Raw genomic sequence first — 17,514 nt, forward strand, 5'->3', positions numbered from 1 at the left:
TGAGGCTCTCAAACAGGGTTTAAAAGATTTAGTCGAAGAAACTTCCAAATATAATAAAGAATAGTCAGTGGTTCGCGACAGACCATCGCGAACCACTTTTTCTTTTCCACATCCCGTGAAAAGTCAGATTGTTCAATGGCTTGTTTGTAATTATTGCCAATCTTGTTATGAGCAGCTATGACATCATAATTTGGGTCAAAGAAAGCGCCGGCGCCAAGCGTTTCCATAACATATACTACGTCTGCACCTTTGAAAGTCGCTGATAGAAAATCTGCATCTTCCATTGTGCCGATAGCAGCTTTTGCGCCAATTGCTTCAATGTCTTTTTGTCTTTCGGCTTTGCTGCTGATAACTGTAACAGAATGACCTTTTTGCACTAACTCTGTGGCAAGTGGCTTGCTGATGTTCCCTAAAGAACCTGTTACTATAATTTTCATAAATGAGCTTTTTCTTTTTAGAAGAGTAGTTATAATCTATAATAAAAAAAGTTGACAAGTAAATTACTCAAGGGCTTCAGATCCTTGATCTTTCTTAATCCCTAGCTCCAACGGGAGCAAAATCAGATACTGACTAGCACTGACTTTATTAATTTTGCATTTAGTTAAATATATACAAAATTAATATTTTTATGGCACACTGAGTCAATGTAATCAGCACTGTTCTAAGTTTTGGACAAGGTTAGTCATACTTTTGCTCCTTTCAAAATACTTTGTGCTGACATGAATAATTGAGTTGCAAAACTGGGAGGTACGGAATAGCCGATAATTGACCCCGCCGTAGCAGTTTCGTTGGGGAATTCGTACCAGTCAGGAAAACCCTGTAACCTCGCTGCACCTTGAATTGACAGGGATTTGACTGTACCATCAGGCAACCAGATATCAGCGAACTTACTACGGTTGCAGCCCTTGTGATCGGTGAAATGCGATCGCAGAATGGTATTACAAGGTAAATGTCCGGGTTTGTATTTAGACTGTGTACGTCCCCCAACTCTTTCTATTAGCAGTGGTGTTGGCGCATTCCCGGCTAAAAATTTCTCCAAAGCTTGTTGCTGTTTAGGTAGTAGATGTGAATCAGGCATCGTGGGGATGAGATGGGCGATCGCCTCGTACCAACCACAAGGTGCAGTCCCCAAAGATAGGGCAACGTGAAAACCCTTGCTTGCAATCAGGACTAACCGCCGCCGCGCTTGGGGTAGCCCAAAATCGGCCATATTTACCACGCTGTAAGTAACGTGATAACCAAGGGATTCTAGAGCATCCAGGATGATAGCAAAACTCTGACTGTTCTGATAGCGTGGGACATTTTCGAGAGTGAACACTCGTGGCTGCAACTGTCGGATGGCTTCAGCAATAGCGATCGCAGCCGTCAGATCGTCAGCCGTTTCAATACCCTTACCTGCTTTAGCTGTGTGGGCTTGGCTGAAGTTGGCGCATACTGGGGAGGCATGGAGGTAATCGGGGCGGCGGGGAAAACCTAGAAACCTTGACTGTGCTACTTCTTGCACTGTTAGCTGTACGACTCTGCACCCGTATTCGCTGAAATTGCGGTGATGAGTTTTGGCGATCGCCCTGCTCAAGTCTGGTTTGTTTGGGTCGAACTCTACTGCAATGACCGGGCGTATTCCAGCCTGTACCATCCCCGCTTCTATCCCGCCGCCACCAGCGAAAAGTACTACAGCAATCGGTGCATCATCTGGCAGAACTGGTTTTAATTTTGTGTTATCAAAATTTTTGCAGACATCTAATTTTGGTGATGTCTTTTTGGTTTTCGCTTTTTTGATAAAAGCGATGATATCTTCCTTGGTTGCCCCCTGTTGTTGCATTAGACGAATCATTGGGACAGCACCAGGGGAAATTGAGCCTATACTTTTGCCCTTCCAAACGCCGTTATGTTTTTCTTTCCAATTAAACCCCCATCGCCAATCTTCGGGGTTATTTGGGTCACGCTCACCAATCACACGGGGATAAAAAACGTTTGAGCCATCAAGTAGCTTTTTAGTCTCGATGTACGGATAAAGGCATCCAACTGATCCCCCTTGCGAGGCTTTCACCCCTTTCTCTAAGAATTTTTCGGGTATTGCAGATAACTCAATTATTACTGGTTTTGGCTTCGGGGGTAGGGTATCGCTTGGGGCTGTTTTAGTCATGCAACCACCTCCATAACCAAATCATCGGGCACTTCAAAAATCCCCAACCGCCCAATGTAAGGAATCGGTGTAACTTCGCGTGGATTCTCCAGCTTCCAATGGTATTGCCCAGGCATTCCCCAGCCAGACGCAACTTGTGAAAACTTGCAATCTACTATTGTGACTATACCGATGACTTGACCGCGACGTAGAGAGATTAACTCTGGGATTACTACCCCCATGCTTTGGCAAAATTCTCTCGCTAGCTGGTACTCTTTTTTAGTACAGGTTTTTGCAGCGTGAATCAGAATGTCGCCGCGATAATTGATAGGCCAGCCACGGTTTTCAATATCCTTTAGAGCATAAATGATTGCCCATGCCCAAGGCTGACGAACTGTGATTGCTTTCATAACATTTGTGCTGATGATTGACTGAACAAAGCTAAAACCTGCTGCGACAAGCGAGTAGCAGCAATCTCACAATATTGTTCGTTGATTTCGATACCCACAACGCGACGATTGAGGTCTTTAGCACACTTGAGAGTAGTGCCAGTGCCAGCAAATCCTTTACTTCGTGGGGCCCCACCTTCCCCTTTCCTCAGTCCTCACAGCCAGTATTTACCTACTTCAATAAATTGGTTCGTTGGTTTATCCTCCAGTAGCTCCTTAAAAACTACGACCACGAGATAAATTCTTGAATCTGGTAAACTGATGGTCAAACAAAAGCTTGACTGTACCAGTTGGACCATTGCGTTGCTTGCGAACGACTAACTCAGCAATGCCACGATCTGGGGTATCGGGATTGTACATTTCTTCGCGGTAAAGCATGATCACAACATCACTGTCTTGCTCAACAGCACCACTGTCTTTTAAATCACTTAGTACAGGGCGTTTATCGTTACGGTGTTCAACTTCGCGGTTGAGTTGGGACAAAGCCAGTACAGGCACATCCAAATCTTTGGCTAATCTTTTTAATCCCCGGCTGATTTCACCGACTCGTTGAGCCATGTTCGACCGTGAATCAGTATCAAGAGCCATCAGCTGTAAGTAGTCAATGATGACAAGCCCAACACCACCGTAATGGGATGAAATTCGGCGGACTTGGCTACGGATTTGATTAAGAGAAGGGCAAGATTCGTCGTTGATGAAAATCTGTTGTTCGCTTAACTCCGCGATCGCCACACTCAAGGGTTGCCACTGGCTGTCAGAGACATTCCCAGTTTCTAGAAAATTGTTTTCGATGCCGGATTCGCTGCTCAAGAATCGCTGTACGTACTCATCAGTAGACATTTCCAAGCTGAAAACGCAGATAGGCACTCTTCCAGTTTTGGCAACATTGAGAGCGAGATTACCAGCCAAAGCGGATTTACCAACAGAAGGACGAGCAGCCAGTACATACAACCGTCCTTTGCGAAAACCACCGCCGAGTATACTGTCTAGGTCATAAAATCCACTAGGCAGTGCTGGTGAGTTTGTACCAGTATGACGCGCTTCAATTTCGGTAAAAGTGTCGGCTAGGGCATGAGAAATATGAACCAAGTCAGAAGCAGAATGCTCAGACGCAATGCCGTAGACTTTTTGTTCGGCTTCGTCAAGAATTACAGGTAAATCGGTTTCGGTGGCATAGCCGAGTTGAACAATCTCAGTACCAGCAAGGATTAACTGCCGCCTTTGGTATTTTTCCATCACCAAGTCAGCTAAAGCATCGATGTTCACAGCTGACACAGTGCGGTCAACCAGACTGGCCAGTTTATTGCGTCCACCGATACGGGACAATAAACCATTATCAGACAACCAGTTGGTGATGCAAAGCAAGTCCGTTGGTAATGAGAGGCTGTACAGTCGTAGGGCTGCTTGATAGATGTCTTTGTGGGCATTGATGTAAAAAGCATCTGCTACTAAGCGATCGCTGATTCGGCTCATGGCGCTTGGGTCGAGCATGATGCCACCGAGTACTACTTCTTCAGCCTCAATGCTTTGTGGGGGTAAGCGGTCTTGTTGGGATGTGAAGTTTGATTTGTCTTGTGTCATAAATCCTCATAACAATTCGCAATTCGTAATTCGCAATTCGCAATTAAAATGCGAATTAAATGGTGGAAGTATCTGTAGCCGAGATAAAGCAGAGGGGAAGAGGGTTTTAGATTGATTAAATTTTCTTGACATCGTTTGATTTTTTCTGTTGGTTTATTTAATGCCAAACTGTGTGCCTCGTACTAAGCTTGTCCTGAGCGTAGTCGTTCGCCGTAGCGTCTCCGAAGGAGAAGGGTTAGTTGAAGAACTGCGAACTGCGAACTGCGAATTGCGAATTGCGAATTGCGAATTGCGAATTGTCCTCATGCAGCTTGCGGATGTAAGTAGGCATACATGGAGGGATGTGTCAGCTTTAACCAATCCAACCATTTGAGCGTTGCACCTACGTTTTCTCGGTCATAGCGAGTGCTGAAAGAAGCGATCGCTTTTTTTTGCCCAACTTTGTCGCCAAGGTCAAGTAGTTCACAGAATGTGGCTTTATGCCAATCAAGAGAACGATTTGAGTAGTAACCGATGGGTTGGTCGTTGGCTTTTGATTGTTCAGTTTGTGGCGTAGATGATTCAAGAACTTTTGACCAATAAACCAGCAGTTCTTCTAAACCAGCTTTACTCACCTCCAAATTGCTGATTGATTTGATCACAGTGGGGACTTTTTGCTGCCAATTAACCTTGTCCCACTCGGCTCTCTCCTTGGCGATTAACTCCACCAGACGGCGATCGCAGGTTTGGTAAATCTTGTCTCTGCAAGAAGTACGCCAGGGGAAACGCCAACAGCGGAGTTTGATTTCATTTTTGTAAACTACGGGTAAAGGCTCAGATGCCAAGATGCTAGGGTCAAGCAGGATGTGATTGAGCAAATCATCAATCGACTGAAATCTTGGTTTGCTTGGCTTATTGTTCGCTTGTTCGTTTTTATCGAACAACCCCGCCGCGATAGTAGGCCTACATGAGGGAATGTCTGTTTGAAACGATGTCTCGGATTGATTTGACAACAAAGCCAGAGAATCGGGAATTGGTTCTTCCTGGTTTGATTGTGAAGACGAAGATTTGGAAATTGGTTCTTCTTCCTGGTTTGGTTGTAAATCCAAGTCAGTTTTTTCACACACACACTCGCTTGTGGGGTGTACTGCACTTAGTGTGAATTCCTTAGATGGGATTACCTTAATGGGAATACCTTTGTGGGTCAAATTTGACCCCACCCCCCATGCAGAATTGACCCCAGTACTGGGTGCAAAATTGCCCCCACCCCCCGTGCAATTTTGACTGGGGTTAATTTTGACTGGGGTTTCTTTTGTTGTCTTGATTTGGGAGCGAAGTAATTGAACTTGGTCAGGAGAAACCCACGAAGAAGGTGGAGTGAGAGTATAAATGTTAGTAGTTCCAATACGTTCTTGTATTTCAATCATTCCGGCGGCTAGTAAAAGCTTGATGGCATTTTTGGCAGTTTTGAGAGCGATGTAACAATGTTTAGCCATTTTCGGAATAGACTCAAAACAACCGCTTACACCTGCTCTTCTTTGGATATGCGCGTACAGCCTGAATTCTGATGATTCAAGTGGATAATCATCAAAAAAACCGGGAATGAAAACTTCAAAAGCTATTCGATTATTAATCTGATTTTCTGTTAAACTCATAGATATATTTTCCCTGATTACTTAGTTTTCTTCTCCCTCGATTTGCGCCAAAAGGTCGAGGGTTTTGCTTTTGTTTAGAAGTGAAAATTGTTCATCTTCTAAAACTTAAATCTCTTAAATGTTGAGTGTGGAGAAATTTATATGATTCTGGATGCAGGTTTTAACCTCACAATTGAAGGCAATTTCCCTTGTTTGATTTATGGCTGGATTAAAGTTTCAATCCAGATGAAATACTTATCTCTTGCCTCCAACGTGCGGTCGAAAAGTTAGATTAATCCGTGTACTAACGACCTTATTGGTCTTCGGAACTTGATGCAGATGAGTACTCTGACAGCCTGGAAGCATCACCAGCAGGCTCCCATGCTCTAACCAAAAGTCAGTCGGTTTACCCCCGATGGGCTTGATTTGGAATTTCCTCACTGAACCCAGACTGATGGATGCGATGGCTGGGTTAAATCCCATCGAAGCTTCACTGTCGTTGTGCCAGCCGATACTGTCCTGTCCACTTCTATACTGATTGCCGATGACAATGCGGAAGCTGTAACCAGTGGCAGCTGTAATCCTATCTCGCAGTTGAGCTAGCGATGAAGTCCAAGGCAGTGGTTTAAGTAGTACGCTCTTGGAGTAGAGGTAATCACAGCCTTCATCGCCATAAATGCACTCTAAGCGCGGAACAGGCATAGTTTTACCCAGCATTCTTATTTGATTCTGTTGCCACTGCAATTCCAAAGCGTGCTGATACAGTTCGTCGGCTTTAGCAAGAGTGAGGAAGTCTGAATAATAACTGACTGGTAAAACTGTGGTAGGTTCATCAAAAAGTGACATCTGTTTCATAATTCTCCTTTTGCGATAACTTCGTTAAGCTTCGCTAACGCTTGTACAATTTCTTCTGCCCGTTCCTGTGAAATAGCCTGTTCTGGATTCTTGTAAAACCCAGCGATCGCCGACTTGGGACGAATAATAATTTGCTGCCCTGTTGCGCTTTTATCCCACACAAAGCACGAAATGGTAACGTTATCGGTAGCCCAACGGCTACCCCGTTTATCCTTGCGAAAACAGAAGCGCGGCATGATGATCACAAGTGACGGCGGGTGCTGCTGTAAGAAATCCGCCCGGTCGTCACAAGGTTCGAGAAAGCTGGTAAGTAAAAAAGCAGCGACACCTACACGCGCTTTCTGGTAGGCATTCTTGATAATTGGTGCAGCAAACTCCGAATATGGTGGATTAGTACATATCCAATCGCAATCGGGAAACTTAGCCCATGAATCGGATAGTGTTGCATCCAAATGGTAATCAGCCGCAAGATGTGGATCAATATCGTTCGTCCACATTTGCTTGGTGTAGGGCCACACCGATAGTAATGATGCGATTGCTCCATGCCCCACACATGGCTCACCAATGACACCAGATAATTTCACATGGCGTAGTAATTCCGTAGTAAACCACGATGGAGACCCGTAAAAGTTCAATGGATGCCTACCTGTAGCGAACTGCAAACATAAACGCTTCAAACCGCAAACAAGGCATTTTTGAAACCACATTAACTGCAAATAAAGGGGGTCTCAAAACCACATTATTTGCAAATGAAACTGCAAACATAATTTTCAAACTGCAAACAAGGGTTTTCAAACCACATTAACTGCAAATAAGCCGTAACTCTTACAGTGACTAGGTTAGGGGATTTATAGTCCCAAAAATGTCCATCTTTTATGAACTTTTATACCGGACATATATGTCTATTTATTTAGATATAAACTGAACACAAATAAAACAGAAAAACTCTCTATGAAGTATTTCTCGGATTAATTTAATTTCCTTCTGACGCATACAAGGGAATTCCAATTTTTAACATCTGGTCTCTCAAATCTTGGGTTCGACCAGGAGGCAACTGAGCGTGTAAAAAAGAATTTACCTCGCTTACTCGTATATTTAATAACTCAGCTAGCACTGTCTTTGTGTAACCATGCCGTATTAAGCGGGGTTCTAAATCGTTAAGTCCCACAGTCAAGACAGCCTCAGCCATACCAAGAGTGACAGGCTTCGTTGCTGCTTGGTAAGCATCTTCAAAAGCTCTCTGCAAATAATGTTCGATTTGTACAGGCTTACGGCATTTTTGAATTAAAGCTAAGAATTTTCGTTCTCTGAGTTCTGGTTGGGTCGGTGGTTTAGCATCCTTTTCTGTGCTTAAATCGCAAAACAAAGCACTCATCAAAACCCCGACGCTGACCTTATCTTTATCAATCGCAAGGCAACGAGAAATAATGATGTCTTTTTCGGAGGACAATTCTAATTGCAGTCGTTGTAAAGTTGTTGTTTTACCACAACCAACAACACCTGTTAGAGCAATCAAACGACCTTGCCTAATTTGGGGTTTGAGTTCTTTGAATAGATTTGTCTGCTCTTGGGTCTCAAAATAGCCCACATGATCTAAGGTACGTTTAAGTCCAAAATAAGTCATAACATCACTCAACATGGCTCGTACCTGATAATGGGTTAAAGAAATCTCGAATTTGTTTCATTACCTCCTGCTTATTGAGAGTAGTCAGGAGAACCGCATCAATATAAGCCATCTGTTCAGGGGTAAGTTTGGCTAATGGACGTGCCAAATAATCGGCGATCGCTAATTTGGCTGCAATCACCGTGCTGAATGTCAGTTCTTGAAATGGGTTAGGGTCAACAAAGGGCTGCACCTTTAGTTGGGTTGTATTACTCCCGAATTCTGGCTGATTGCCTTTACCAATCACAGAGTTCGGTAAAGACAACTGGAGATGCCATACAGTTGAGCTATTTCTTGAACTAATACCCGACGAGATGGACTGCGCGGTGGTAGTTGTTCTAAGCGGCGACGTAGGTCTACGATGGCATCAATTGGTATTTGTTTCTTTGGCATCCTATGATTTCTCCACCAATTTATCGTGGCGTGAGTGGAGATGTTTGCGTGACAACCAATCATAAAGGGTAGAAGGTGAACAATCGACCAGTTTCGCAATTGAGCGTTTGCTGATGCCTTTGGCTAAATAACTGCGAATTTCTGCTTCCCTTGTGTCCAGTTTCAAATGTGCAGATTGTCGTCCTTTGGGCCGCCCTAACGTTTTTCCTTCAGCTTTCCGTTTGGCTAGTGCTTCGGTTGTTCTGAGTACAATCAATTCCCGTTCGATTTCTGCTGCCAAGCCCAACACGAAAGCTGTAATTCGGCTTTGCATTGAATCATCCAATACCATACCAAGTTTTACGATATGGACGTTGATTCCTCGGCGCACGCAGCACTCTAGCATTTCTAATACTTGTAGGGTAGAGCGTGCCATCCGACTAACTTCTGAAAAAATGACTACATCTTTTGCTTGGGCTGTTTGATTGAGTAGTTGTCCTACACCTCGCTCTAACCATTTCTCCCGTCCAGAAACTGTGTCCTCTATAAACTGGATGGGACTCAAAGCGTGTATGTTGGCATACTCCAAAATGCCATGTCGTTGGTTGTGTAGGTCTTGGCGATCGCTGGAGACTCTCAAATAAGCATAAATGCTCATAGCCACCTTGACTGTCGGTTTAAACAGCTTTTGATATTTAATCGAACGGTATTAGTTCAAATTAAACCACGAAAACCGTGCATATATGTCCAGTATAAAAGTTCATAAAAGATGGACATTTTTGAGGCGATAAAGCCTGTAATTCAATCACCATAAGGGTTACGGCTTATTTGCACAGAATTTGGTTTCATTTGCAAATAATGTGGCTTGTTTGCACAGAATTTGGTTTCATTTGCAAATAATGTGGTTTTGAGACCTCCCTTATTTGCAGTTAATGTGGTTTCAAAATCGCCTTGTTTGCGGTTTGAAGCGTTTATGTTTGCAGTTCGCTACACCTAGCCATTGGGCGACGGTTGAAGAGAGAAAATAGCCATAACCTTGATAAAATCTGTAGGCAAGGCTGATTTCTTTACCAGTTTCATCAATCTGTTCTTCCACTGTTTCACCTCAGTTGCGTTCATTAAACAATTGTGTAATGCTTGGAAGCCACCGCAGTTGAAAGACAGTCTGGTTTGACCCTTTAGCGATCGCTGCAACCATCCGTCCCCATTGTTTACCTGATTCGGTTGGGCGATACGGGATTTTCCGGTCATCTGTTCTGTATTGCAAACCAGCATGAACCAGCCAGTTGTTCACTGCTACTGCACTCATTCCAACTACCTCACCAATATCTGTAGGCTTAAGGTATGCGTCATCACTAACATTGGTTATTGCGATCGCCGACTTGAGTTCATCAGCTGCTGGCTTCAGTGCCGGGTTGACTCTAGTGGCGGCGTTAATGGCTAACTGCGCGGTGAGGGATTTTTCTAAACCTGCGAATTCACCTACAAGTAGGGCTAACTGCGCGGCTTCATGAGCTACAGTTGATTTCGGTTGGTAAGAAGAACGGGTTTCTGCTTCATGGGTTTTGACAGCAAAATAACTTTGGGCTGCTGCTATCTCTGGCTTACGTGGATCACCATTCATTGCCACTAAATAACAAGCATAGCGGGAAAGACGATAGTCATTGGGTACATCTCTGGTATAAACCCCAGCGTCGGCAAAGTGGTTTTGTACTGAGACTCCAGTGTTTTGACAACCAATTTTGGCGCGATCAATGGTATCCACAAAGCGTTCCCACTTTTTGTAGCCGAGCAGTGTCATTAACTCTCTTGCCAACCAATATTCTTCTCCTTGGTCAGCAACATGACGAATGCCGTCGAAAAGACTACTGTTGCTTGACCCGTTAAAATTGACTAAGTTAGACATGGCTGTTCCTTAGCGAAGGGATTAGTTCAGGCGATCGTTCTTCTTGGCGGGAGGCGATCGCTATTAGTTATTTACTGTTTTAGGAAAATACACTTATACTTCTACTTCGACCCCTAGTTCTGTTCCTAACGCTTTCTCTATACCCCGCAATGTTTCTATGGGCAGATCCTGAACTTTCTCGCGTTCAATCCGGCTCCAATGATTAGCACTAATTCCGGCTGATGCAGCTAACTCAGTTACAGATTTGGTTGAAGCTTTTCTAAGAGCTTTAATTTTTTCTCCTAATCCAGGAAACTCCTTACTAAACGTCACACGCATTAATGTTAATCCCACACGTCCTACTCCTTAAGTATCTTTTGCTGGGATATATTTCTGACGTTTTTATTCTAACCTCTTAAGTCATACTTGACAAAATTAACTTTAGAAGTTACAATTAATTACAAGAGAGGAAACGAGCGTTAGCCTCTTAGCTAAATATAGAGACGCTCAAAATAAAACTAACCAAATCAAGCTAATTACAAAAGCAACAAACAAAACTAGTAGCCACCGGGACTAGCAGCCGGAAGCCTTAAACTTGTAATGGTCAAGCCACCGTGAGATGATTCCGATGACCCACCAAGTCTAAAAACTGGTTGTAAAAACTTCAATCTTTGCAGAACAAAGGCGATTGTGAACTCCTCAATCGCCTTTTCAATTGTTACCACGCGGCTGTACAGAGGACACGGTAACATCCCAATATCTTCTCTACAGCTTTGTGCTGTCTGGTGTTTTGATATCAGCTGATACGCTTTGCCTTGGAATTACTTTATGAGGCTGCGCCAATAAGACAGTGAGAGTGTTGTGGCAAGCCACAACGCCATTTAGTACACAAATCAAAAGGCGATCGCTCTGTCTGGAAAACTACGCGATCGCCAATTATCCAAAAGGAATCTTAAAATTATGCCACAAGTTGCAACAACTGTAAACCCTTGCGTCAAGACAGTTGAAGAATTGAGAGTAATCGAAATCAGCTTCTACGACCACGAATATTACGCTGGTAAACAGCTGATAGCCACTATTACTCATGATGATGATTTAACACAACCTTGGGTAGTAATGGTGAACGATGCGGAAGTCCATCGTGCTGCTACTCTAATGCTTTGCCATCGCTATATCTGCTGGCAGTATAAGCGAGGAACTCTACCAGTACAGAAAGAAGAAACCCCAGTCGCTACAACCGGGAACGAAGTTATGTGCGAAATAGCTACCCAATGTGAGCAGTTCGGATTTGAGTTGTTAGATGACGGCATCTATAAGGATGAACAGAAGCTCGGTTCTATCGGTTGCACAGACGGCCATTGGTGGGTTATTCGAGCAACTTCAGTGCATCAGCAGAAAGTTCCGTGTGATTCTGCGTTTGATGCGGTGTGGGTATTGTCGATGGTAGAACTGACGCAACCATCTTCTAAGGAAATGCTGGATAAGCCGTTTGAGCAATTGACGGCTGATGTTGCTCTCTTACGACTCAAATGATCCCTTTGATTGCGACGGATTCACAGACTTCGAGTTTGCGTCGGAGGTTAGTTGGGAGTTAGCGGCGTAAGTGAAATGGTGGGTTTTAATGCTCACCATGCAACCATAACCAATCCTTGTAAAATAAAACACAGTTCGCCTTTAAAACATGACTAGCAAGCCTTACGATCAGTTTTCTAAGGAATTATTAGAGGAGTTATTGTCTCCTTTAGGTAGAGTAGAAGTTAACAAACAAGTCACTGATGAAGCCAGATTTGTTGACGTTTTGTTTACAAGCGCAGCAACTGCCCAAGCTCAAAATCTTGGATTGTTGGGCAGAATCGCTGTATTAAATACGGCACTTTTGGAACCATTCCGCAATCAACCAAGTAGGTCAGAGGTACGCAACTGTTTTCTGAAACTGTTCACCGTGATTGCAGACTCACAACGCAAAGCCAAGCTCAATTCGCAATTCGCAATTCGCAATTCGCAATTTTAAGAAAGGAACCAAATGTATGAATCAAAATATTAGTATTGCTGATAGAACAAAAGCCTTGGCGATCAGAATAGTTAAAGCTTGTACTTTCTTAGATGAAAAGCCTGGAGTTTGTCGAACATTATCAAAACAGTTACTCCGAAGTGGTACTTCCATTGGAGCTAATGTTAGAGAAGCCCAATCTGGTCAATCTGATAAAGACTTTCTCAGTAAATTGGAAATTGCACTTAAAGAAGAAAGAGAAACTGAGTATTGGTTAGAAATATTAATAGAATCGGAATTGGTTGAAAAGATTAAGTTTGAGCTTCTTCTTCAAGAAACTAAAGAAGTTGGAAAAATTCTAGTTGCTTCTACTCGAAAAATAAAAGATAAAATAAACAATCGAAATTGATTGCGAATTGCGAATTGCGAATTGCGAATTGTTTTTGATGAGCAGGAATTAATTATGAATTTGTCGCAAGCTTACCAGCAGTGGGAAGAAACCACTAAGCAGCAAGGAGTACAAGAGGGAGTACAACTTGAACGCCGTCAAGTTGTAGAAAACTTGTTAAGATTCCGGTTTGGTTCTGTGGATGAAGAACTTTCAAAAATAGTCGATAGTTTGTTGCAGTTAACACCAGAAGAATTTACTCCCCTATGTCTTCAGTTATCTCGTGAAGATTTGCTGGCAAGATTTAATTCACATCAATAATCTGTACAGGGCAAATAATTAGTAATAAAAAGCGCTTTTGTGAAATCAAGAGCGCTGTTTTATTGGCTCTACGCTTCATATATCACAATTAAACGGCTGCGCCAATGCGAAAGTGAAAATGCTTTTGGTACAAACAAATGAACCCTCAAGAAAATGCCGAATTACTTGCTGCCTTAATGCGCCAAGAGGAACTACTCAAGCAGTTAGTCGCAGCAATCAATAAACCGAAACTGGGATTGCATTCTGATGCTGGCAGTTGCAAAATCTACTGCAATCGTCACAATGGTTCACTGTGGTATACCCTAAACAACAGTGAAGCAAGTGCGATTACCCAAACTGCCTTAACTGGATATCTAAAAGAACTGAAATTCGAGAAGTGTGAGCGCAGAGGAAAAGAAGTTTACAAGTTGCTGATTACAATTCAAGCAGACAGACCCTATATATTAGAAAGTGGGCATGATACTCACTTTGCTAAATCTGTATTAGCCGCGATCGCAACTTTGACCCCACAACAATTATATTCTCCCATCACACTACAGCCTACTCCGGGGACGACAGATGAAAATGTATTATTCTGTCGCGTATGGGTAGAGTCGGAATTAGTCATGGCATCCTACAACGAGCAAACAGAGTGGCGAGAGGTCAGTAAACAGGCTTTAGCTGTAACAAAAGCGGCGAATGAGATGGCGTTTTAGTCATAAAGATGAAGTAAGGCAGGTAAATCCTGCCTTGTGCGTCCCTAAAATCAGCTTCATTCATGAATCTAACATTGCACATCTGATTGACAAAGACATTACCGACTTATGTCGAAACTGTGACTGCAAAAGTTGTAAACAGGGCTTGAGAGGCTGTAGTTATAAGTAACTCAAGCTTTGTCTAAAGCTAATACGTGCTGTTCAACTATTCACAACTAATCACAGATGAGTATTACAATCGTTCACCCCAGCGAATTGACCAGTTTCTCTCACTCCATACTTGGGAATTATCGCAGGATAAGCAAGAATCTGTAAAAGCCAACTTGTTAAGAGCATTCCCGACTCTGACCGACCTTGAAGACTATTTGCAAGTCGTTATCGGTCGTCCGGTGATCATACCTGCTTTGTCCGAACAACTCAATCAGCAGCAAGCCGAGTGTTTAGACCAGATTACCAAGTTCATTCAACAGTATGACCAAAATCTGGAGCAAAGGCTACGGGAATCAGCGATCGCTGGCGGTGAACAACTAGCCGCGCAGTTGCTCGAAGAGTTGAGCGATTGGGAGCCGGGACGTAAGCCAGTCCAGTTCAAAAAGAAGATGGAAAAACACCTGATGAAAGTGCGGGTGTTACTGGCAAATGCCTCACCTGAAGCTGGCAGTAGTTTACAGCAGATGATGGAGCATTTGGATTCGATTGTCACCGACCCAGCGATTGAGTCGAAGAGTCTTGGCAGTGATGGGCGCAGTCAGTTGCAGCAAAAGATGGAACAAATTCGGGTCAAACTCCTAGACGAACAGCGCAATCTCCAAGAGCTAGCAACTAGTGAGGTGGGCTTGTCGAAAGCTACAGTCAGCGCGTTTAAGTTCAGGTAAAAAAATAGTCTTGGGCAAGGGTGTATTCGCTCAAGACTGGATCGGTGTATTAAAAGTGCAATATTCGCGTGACAAAAGGATATCGCACTTTTACTATTTCTCAAACCAGATGACAAAAGGAATAATATTATGTCGCATTTCTCAACAGTCAAAACCAAATTAAGCAATCACGATTGTTTGTTGCAAGCGCTTTTTGATTTAAATCTTTCACCGCAAGTCCACGAAAAACCATACCCACTCAAGGGCTATTATGGTGGCTCCCAAGGTCAGAGTGCTGAAATTATAGTTTCTGGTCGCACAATTCAAGCCCGTGCAGATATCGGATTCAAGTGGAATCAAACAAGCAGTGTGTACGAAGTGATACACGACAGCTACGAGACAGTTCCCCGCCTGGGACAAGATTTCTTTAGCCACAAATTGATACAGGCTTACGGCAAACGGATGGTTCGCGCCAAAGCTGCCGAGTTACAGGGACAGTTGGGGGAATGCAACATCACAGAAGAAACCAACGGTACTGTGCAAACTCTACGGCTAACTTTTGCTGGACATCAAGAAGTTAAACAGTACACACGGAGATAAGTATGGAAAGTTCGATATTGATTCATTTCGACAATGCTACAGGTGAAGTTCGAGTGGAAGCGGAGGGGTTTGAGGGATTGAGTTGTTTATCAGCTACGCAACCATTTGAACAGGCTTTGGGAGTTGTGGGCGAGAGCGATCGCACTTACAAGGACGAAGCCCAAACCCAACAACTTCGGACTACAAACAGCAGTCAAACACGTTTGCGCCAGTAAAAAATGGGGGATTAAACCCCCCAAAACATCATGAGTGAATTAGCTAAAGAGTATCCTTTCATCCACGTATACGCCCAGCAAAAACCACGCCAGCCCGTGATCATCAAAGCGAATACTGAAGGGTTGTGTGTGCTGTTGAATGCCATAGTTACCGCAATTGCCTATCAACAGACCAATGGAACGGCAGAGATTTTCGACGGCGATGCCGAAGTTTATGAAGTAGTCGTGAGACTTGTTAATACTCACGATGAATTAGCTCCATTACCTTATCAAATTGAAAAACAATGAAACTCTCAAATCTGCTCTCCACACTAGATTCACAAATACCCATCGCGGCGGTTGATGTCCTATCTCCTGATGAAGCGACGATTATTCAGTGGCTAACTACTGAAACTAACAACAAGCTTTCATGCCCGGTGTTCTTCTGGAATCTGGGAGTATCAACCTTGGAGCAATGTTTAATCGCAGCAGATGGGGGATTGGTGTTTAAACCAGTTACAGAGTACAAGAAACCACCACAGGCTGATCCACTACTATTCGTATTCGACTACATTGCTAACTTTAGTGGTCATGGTGTATTTATCCTCGGAGATATTCACCCCTTTATTGCTAAAAACTCACCCCAATTGAGTTGGGAGATTTTAAGCAAGGTAAAAAACCTTTACCATAGGTTAAAACCTACAGATAAACGCATTGTCTTGTTGGGACAGAACATACAATTACACGAATCCCTAGTCAGATTGATTCCTTATTGTGAAGTTCCTTTACCTAGTATTGACCAAATACTACTTCATCTCAATTCTTATTTGCGTGACCTACAACAGTCTGCTAGAGAGCAAGAATTAGCTTTTACTATTTCCCTAGAAAATGCTGAATTTGAAACTCTTTCTCGTGCAGCGCTGGGTTTAACCTTAGAAGAAATTAGTGATTTCCTTCGGTTAACAGTCAAAGAAAACTTAACTAATGATGGAGTCGTTGTCGGCGCTGATTTTATCCCCAAAGCCGTCGAGTACAAAACTCGGCTACTGTCTCAAATGGGTATCGAACTAGGGAAACCTGCGATAATCCCATTCGGCGGTTTGGATCTACTGCACGAGTGGCTGACTCGGCGGCGGCGACTATTCACACAGGAGGCGCGAAGTCTCTCGTTACCCCAACCGAAAGGTGTGCTACTGGCAGGGCCTCCAGGAACGGGTAAGAGCCACTCAGCCAAAAATATTGCTAGCATACTCAATCTACCACTTCTGCAACTCGACATTGCGTCCCTTCTAGGTTCACTAGTTGGCGAATCCGAAGGTAATGTTAAACGCGCACTGAAAACAGCAGAAGCAATCGCACCTTGCGTCTTATTTATAGATGAAGTAGAAAAAGCACTTTCAGGTCAGGGCGATACGAGCGGTGTTTCCCAACGCATCTTGGGTACTTTGCTTACGTTCATGGCTGAATGCACTACTGGGGTGTTTATAGTTGCGACCTGCAATGACCCATCAGCACTACCAAGTGAGTTTAAGCGCAAAGGTAGGTTTGATGAAGCTTTCTTTGTTGATCTTCCCACTGAACCAGAACGGGTAAAGATTCTAGGGATTCACCTAGAGCGATTCGGTATTCAAGTACAGCTTGAATATCTCGAAGCGATCGCTGCCAACACTGCAAAGTTTTCAGGCGCAGAACTGGAAACCCTTGCTTCGGAAGCTGCTCTGCTGGCATTCGATGAGGGTAGACCGCAACAGGTAACGCTTGCTGACCTCGAAACCTGTCGTCAAACCATTACCCCGCTTGCAATTACTGATGCGGCGGCAGTTGAGCGTATGCAGGCTTGGGGTGCGATTCGTTGCCTAGTGAATCTCGGTATCCAGCCCGTACATAACTAAGCCAGCCCGACAGCAGATTACTGTCACTAAAGGCTGA

At 43.6% G+C, this 17,514-nt stretch carries 24 protein-coding genes and 2 pseudogenes; 10 read left to right on the top strand and 16 right to left on the bottom strand.

Features of this window, described 5'->3' with window-relative positions; all coding sequences use genetic code 11:
• Positions 1-8: 8 nt before the first annotated feature.
• The 16 genes from LC586_RS35260 to LC586_RS35330 all read right to left on the bottom strand — a co-directional run bounded on the left by LC586_RS35260 (position 9) and on the right by LC586_RS35330 (position 11,295).
• Positions 9-437 (bottom strand): SDR family oxidoreductase, encoded by a 429-nt coding sequence (locus tag LC586_RS35260; RefSeq protein ID WP_229490138.1) that lies wholly within the window; start codon positions 435-437, stop codon positions 9-11.
• 245 nt (positions 438-682) lie between these two features.
• Positions 683-2,146: a DNA cytosine methyltransferase gene (locus LC586_RS35265; RefSeq protein ID WP_229490139.1), complete on the bottom strand. Its 1,464-nt coding sequence runs from the start codon at positions 2,144-2,146 to the stop codon at positions 683-685.
• The gene (locus LC586_RS35270; RefSeq protein ID WP_229490140.1) at positions 2,143-2,535 is read right to left on the bottom strand and encodes an ASCH domain-containing protein; all 393 of its coding nucleotides are present in this window, start codon (positions 2,533-2,535) and stop codon (positions 2,143-2,145) included. The genes LC586_RS35265 and LC586_RS35270 overlap by 4 nt, the downstream gene beginning before the upstream one ends.
• Positions 2,532-2,726, bottom strand: a complete 195-nt coding sequence (locus tag LC586_RS40950) for a DNA methyltransferase (RefSeq protein ID WP_267921787.1) — start codon at positions 2,724-2,726, stop codon at positions 2,532-2,534. Before LC586_RS40950 ends, LC586_RS35270 begins: the two co-directional genes overlap by 4 nt.
• 64 nt (positions 2,727-2,790) lie before the next feature.
• Complete coding sequence (gene dnaB, locus LC586_RS35275) at positions 2,791-4,155, bottom strand: replicative DNA helicase (RefSeq protein WP_229490141.1); 1,365 nt, start codon at positions 4,153-4,155, stop codon at positions 2,791-2,793.
• A gap of 302 nt (positions 4,156-4,457) precedes the next feature.
• Positions 4,458-5,789: a helix-turn-helix domain-containing protein gene (locus LC586_RS35280; protein WP_229490143.1), complete on the bottom strand. Its 1,332-nt coding sequence runs from the start codon at positions 5,787-5,789 to the stop codon at positions 4,458-4,460.
• 234 nt (positions 5,790-6,023) lie between these two features.
• Entirely contained in the window at positions 6,024-6,623 is a 600-nt protein-coding gene (locus LC586_RS35285) for an alpha-ketoglutarate-dependent dioxygenase AlkB family protein (protein WP_229490144.1), read from the bottom strand.
• Entirely contained in the window at positions 6,620-7,258 is a 639-nt protein-coding gene (locus tag LC586_RS35290; protein WP_229490145.1) for a hypothetical protein, read from the bottom strand. The genes LC586_RS35285 and LC586_RS35290 overlap by 4 nt, the downstream gene beginning before the upstream one ends.
• A 338-nt stretch (positions 7,259-7,596) precedes the next feature.
• On the bottom strand, positions 7,597-8,262 hold the full coding sequence (locus tag LC586_RS35295) for an AAA family ATPase (protein ID WP_229490146.1): 666 nt from the start codon (positions 8,260-8,262) through the stop codon (positions 7,597-7,599).
• Positions 8,252-8,551 carry a hypothetical protein gene (locus LC586_RS35300; protein WP_229490147.1) on the bottom strand — a complete coding sequence of 100 codons (300 nt, stop codon included), beginning with the start codon at positions 8,549-8,551 and terminating at the stop codon, positions 8,252-8,254. Before LC586_RS35300 ends, LC586_RS35295 begins: the two co-directional genes overlap by 11 nt.
• A complete protein-coding gene (locus LC586_RS35305) occupies positions 8,530-8,679 on the bottom strand; it encodes a hypothetical protein (protein WP_229490148.1) in 150 nt (49 codons plus the stop codon). The genes LC586_RS35300 and LC586_RS35305 overlap by 22 nt, the downstream gene beginning before the upstream one ends.
• Before the next feature lies 1 nt (position 8,680).
• Positions 8,681-9,316 carry a recombinase family protein gene (locus tag LC586_RS35310; protein WP_229490149.1) on the bottom strand — a complete coding sequence of 212 codons (636 nt, stop codon included), beginning with the start codon at positions 9,314-9,316 and terminating at the stop codon, positions 8,681-8,683.
• Between the two features lie 282 nt (positions 9,317-9,598).
• Positions 9,599-9,754: a hypothetical protein gene (locus LC586_RS35315; RefSeq protein ID WP_229490150.1), complete on the bottom strand. Its 156-nt coding sequence runs from the start codon at positions 9,752-9,754 to the stop codon at positions 9,599-9,601.
• A gap of 9 nt (positions 9,755-9,763) precedes the next feature.
• Positions 9,764-10,564 carry a BRO family protein gene (locus LC586_RS35320; RefSeq protein WP_229490151.1) on the bottom strand — a complete coding sequence of 267 codons (801 nt, stop codon included), beginning with the start codon at positions 10,562-10,564 and terminating at the stop codon, positions 9,764-9,766.
• Positions 10,565-10,657: 93 nt separating this feature from the next.
• Complete coding sequence (locus LC586_RS35325; protein WP_100904220.1) at positions 10,658-10,897, bottom strand: helix-turn-helix domain-containing protein; 240 nt, start codon at positions 10,895-10,897, stop codon at positions 10,658-10,660.
• A gap of 203 nt (positions 10,898-11,100) precedes the next feature.
• Positions 11,101-11,295: a hypothetical protein gene (locus LC586_RS35330; protein ID WP_229490152.1), complete on the bottom strand. Its 195-nt coding sequence runs from the start codon at positions 11,293-11,295 to the stop codon at positions 11,101-11,103.
• Between the two features lie 208 nt (positions 11,296-11,503).
• Between LC586_RS35330 and LC586_RS35335 the strand changes: the two genes are divergently transcribed.
• The 10 genes and pseudogenes from LC586_RS35335 to LC586_RS35380 all read left to right on the top strand — a co-directional run bounded on the left by LC586_RS35335 (position 11,504) and on the right by LC586_RS35380 (position 17,477).
• Positions 11,504-12,076 (top strand): hypothetical protein, encoded by a 573-nt coding sequence (locus LC586_RS35335; RefSeq protein WP_229490154.1) that lies wholly within the window; start codon positions 11,504-11,506, stop codon positions 12,074-12,076.
• Between the two features lie 148 nt (positions 12,077-12,224).
• A complete protein-coding gene (locus tag LC586_RS35340; protein WP_229490156.1) occupies positions 12,225-12,554 on the top strand; it encodes a hypothetical protein in 330 nt (109 codons plus the stop codon).
• A 16-nt stretch (positions 12,555-12,570) separates the two neighbouring features.
• Positions 12,571-12,942, top strand: a complete 372-nt coding sequence (locus LC586_RS35345; RefSeq protein ID WP_229490157.1) for a four helix bundle protein — start codon at positions 12,571-12,573, stop codon at positions 12,940-12,942.
• 36 nt (positions 12,943-12,978) lie between these two features.
• Positions 12,979-13,242 (top strand): annotated as a pseudogene (locus LC586_RS35350) (hypothetical protein); the annotation flags it as partial.
• A gap of 137 nt (positions 13,243-13,379) precedes the next feature.
• Positions 13,380-13,937 (top strand): hypothetical protein, encoded by a 558-nt coding sequence (locus LC586_RS35355; protein ID WP_229490158.1) that lies wholly within the window; start codon positions 13,380-13,382, stop codon positions 13,935-13,937.
• A 248-nt stretch (positions 13,938-14,185) separates the two neighbouring features.
• Positions 14,186-14,812, top strand: a pseudogene (locus LC586_RS35360) (hypothetical protein); the annotation flags it as partial.
• A 129-nt stretch (positions 14,813-14,941) separates the two neighbouring features.
• Positions 14,942-15,391, top strand: a complete 450-nt coding sequence (locus LC586_RS35365) for a DUF1257 domain-containing protein (protein WP_229490159.1) — start codon at positions 14,942-14,944, stop codon at positions 15,389-15,391.
• Positions 15,392-15,393: 2 nt separating this feature from the next.
• A complete protein-coding gene (locus LC586_RS35370; RefSeq protein ID WP_229490160.1) occupies positions 15,394-15,606 on the top strand; it encodes a DUF2997 domain-containing protein in 213 nt (70 codons plus the stop codon).
• A 30-nt stretch (positions 15,607-15,636) separates the two neighbouring features.
• On the top strand, positions 15,637-15,894 hold the full coding sequence (locus LC586_RS35375) for a hypothetical protein (protein ID WP_229490161.1): 258 nt from the start codon (positions 15,637-15,639) through the stop codon (positions 15,892-15,894).
• Positions 15,891-17,477 carry an AAA family ATPase gene (locus tag LC586_RS35380; protein WP_229490162.1) on the top strand — a complete coding sequence of 529 codons (1,587 nt, stop codon included), beginning with the start codon at positions 15,891-15,893 and terminating at the stop codon, positions 17,475-17,477. Before LC586_RS35375 ends, LC586_RS35380 begins: the two co-directional genes overlap by 4 nt.
• The last annotated feature ends 37 nt before the right edge of the window (positions 17,478-17,514 follow it).

Origin of the sequence: Nostoc favosum CHAB5714, from assembly GCF_020829495.1 — a bacterium.
Classification (GTDB): domain Bacteria; phylum Cyanobacteriota; class Cyanobacteriia; order Cyanobacteriales; family Nostocaceae; genus Nostoc; species Nostoc favosum.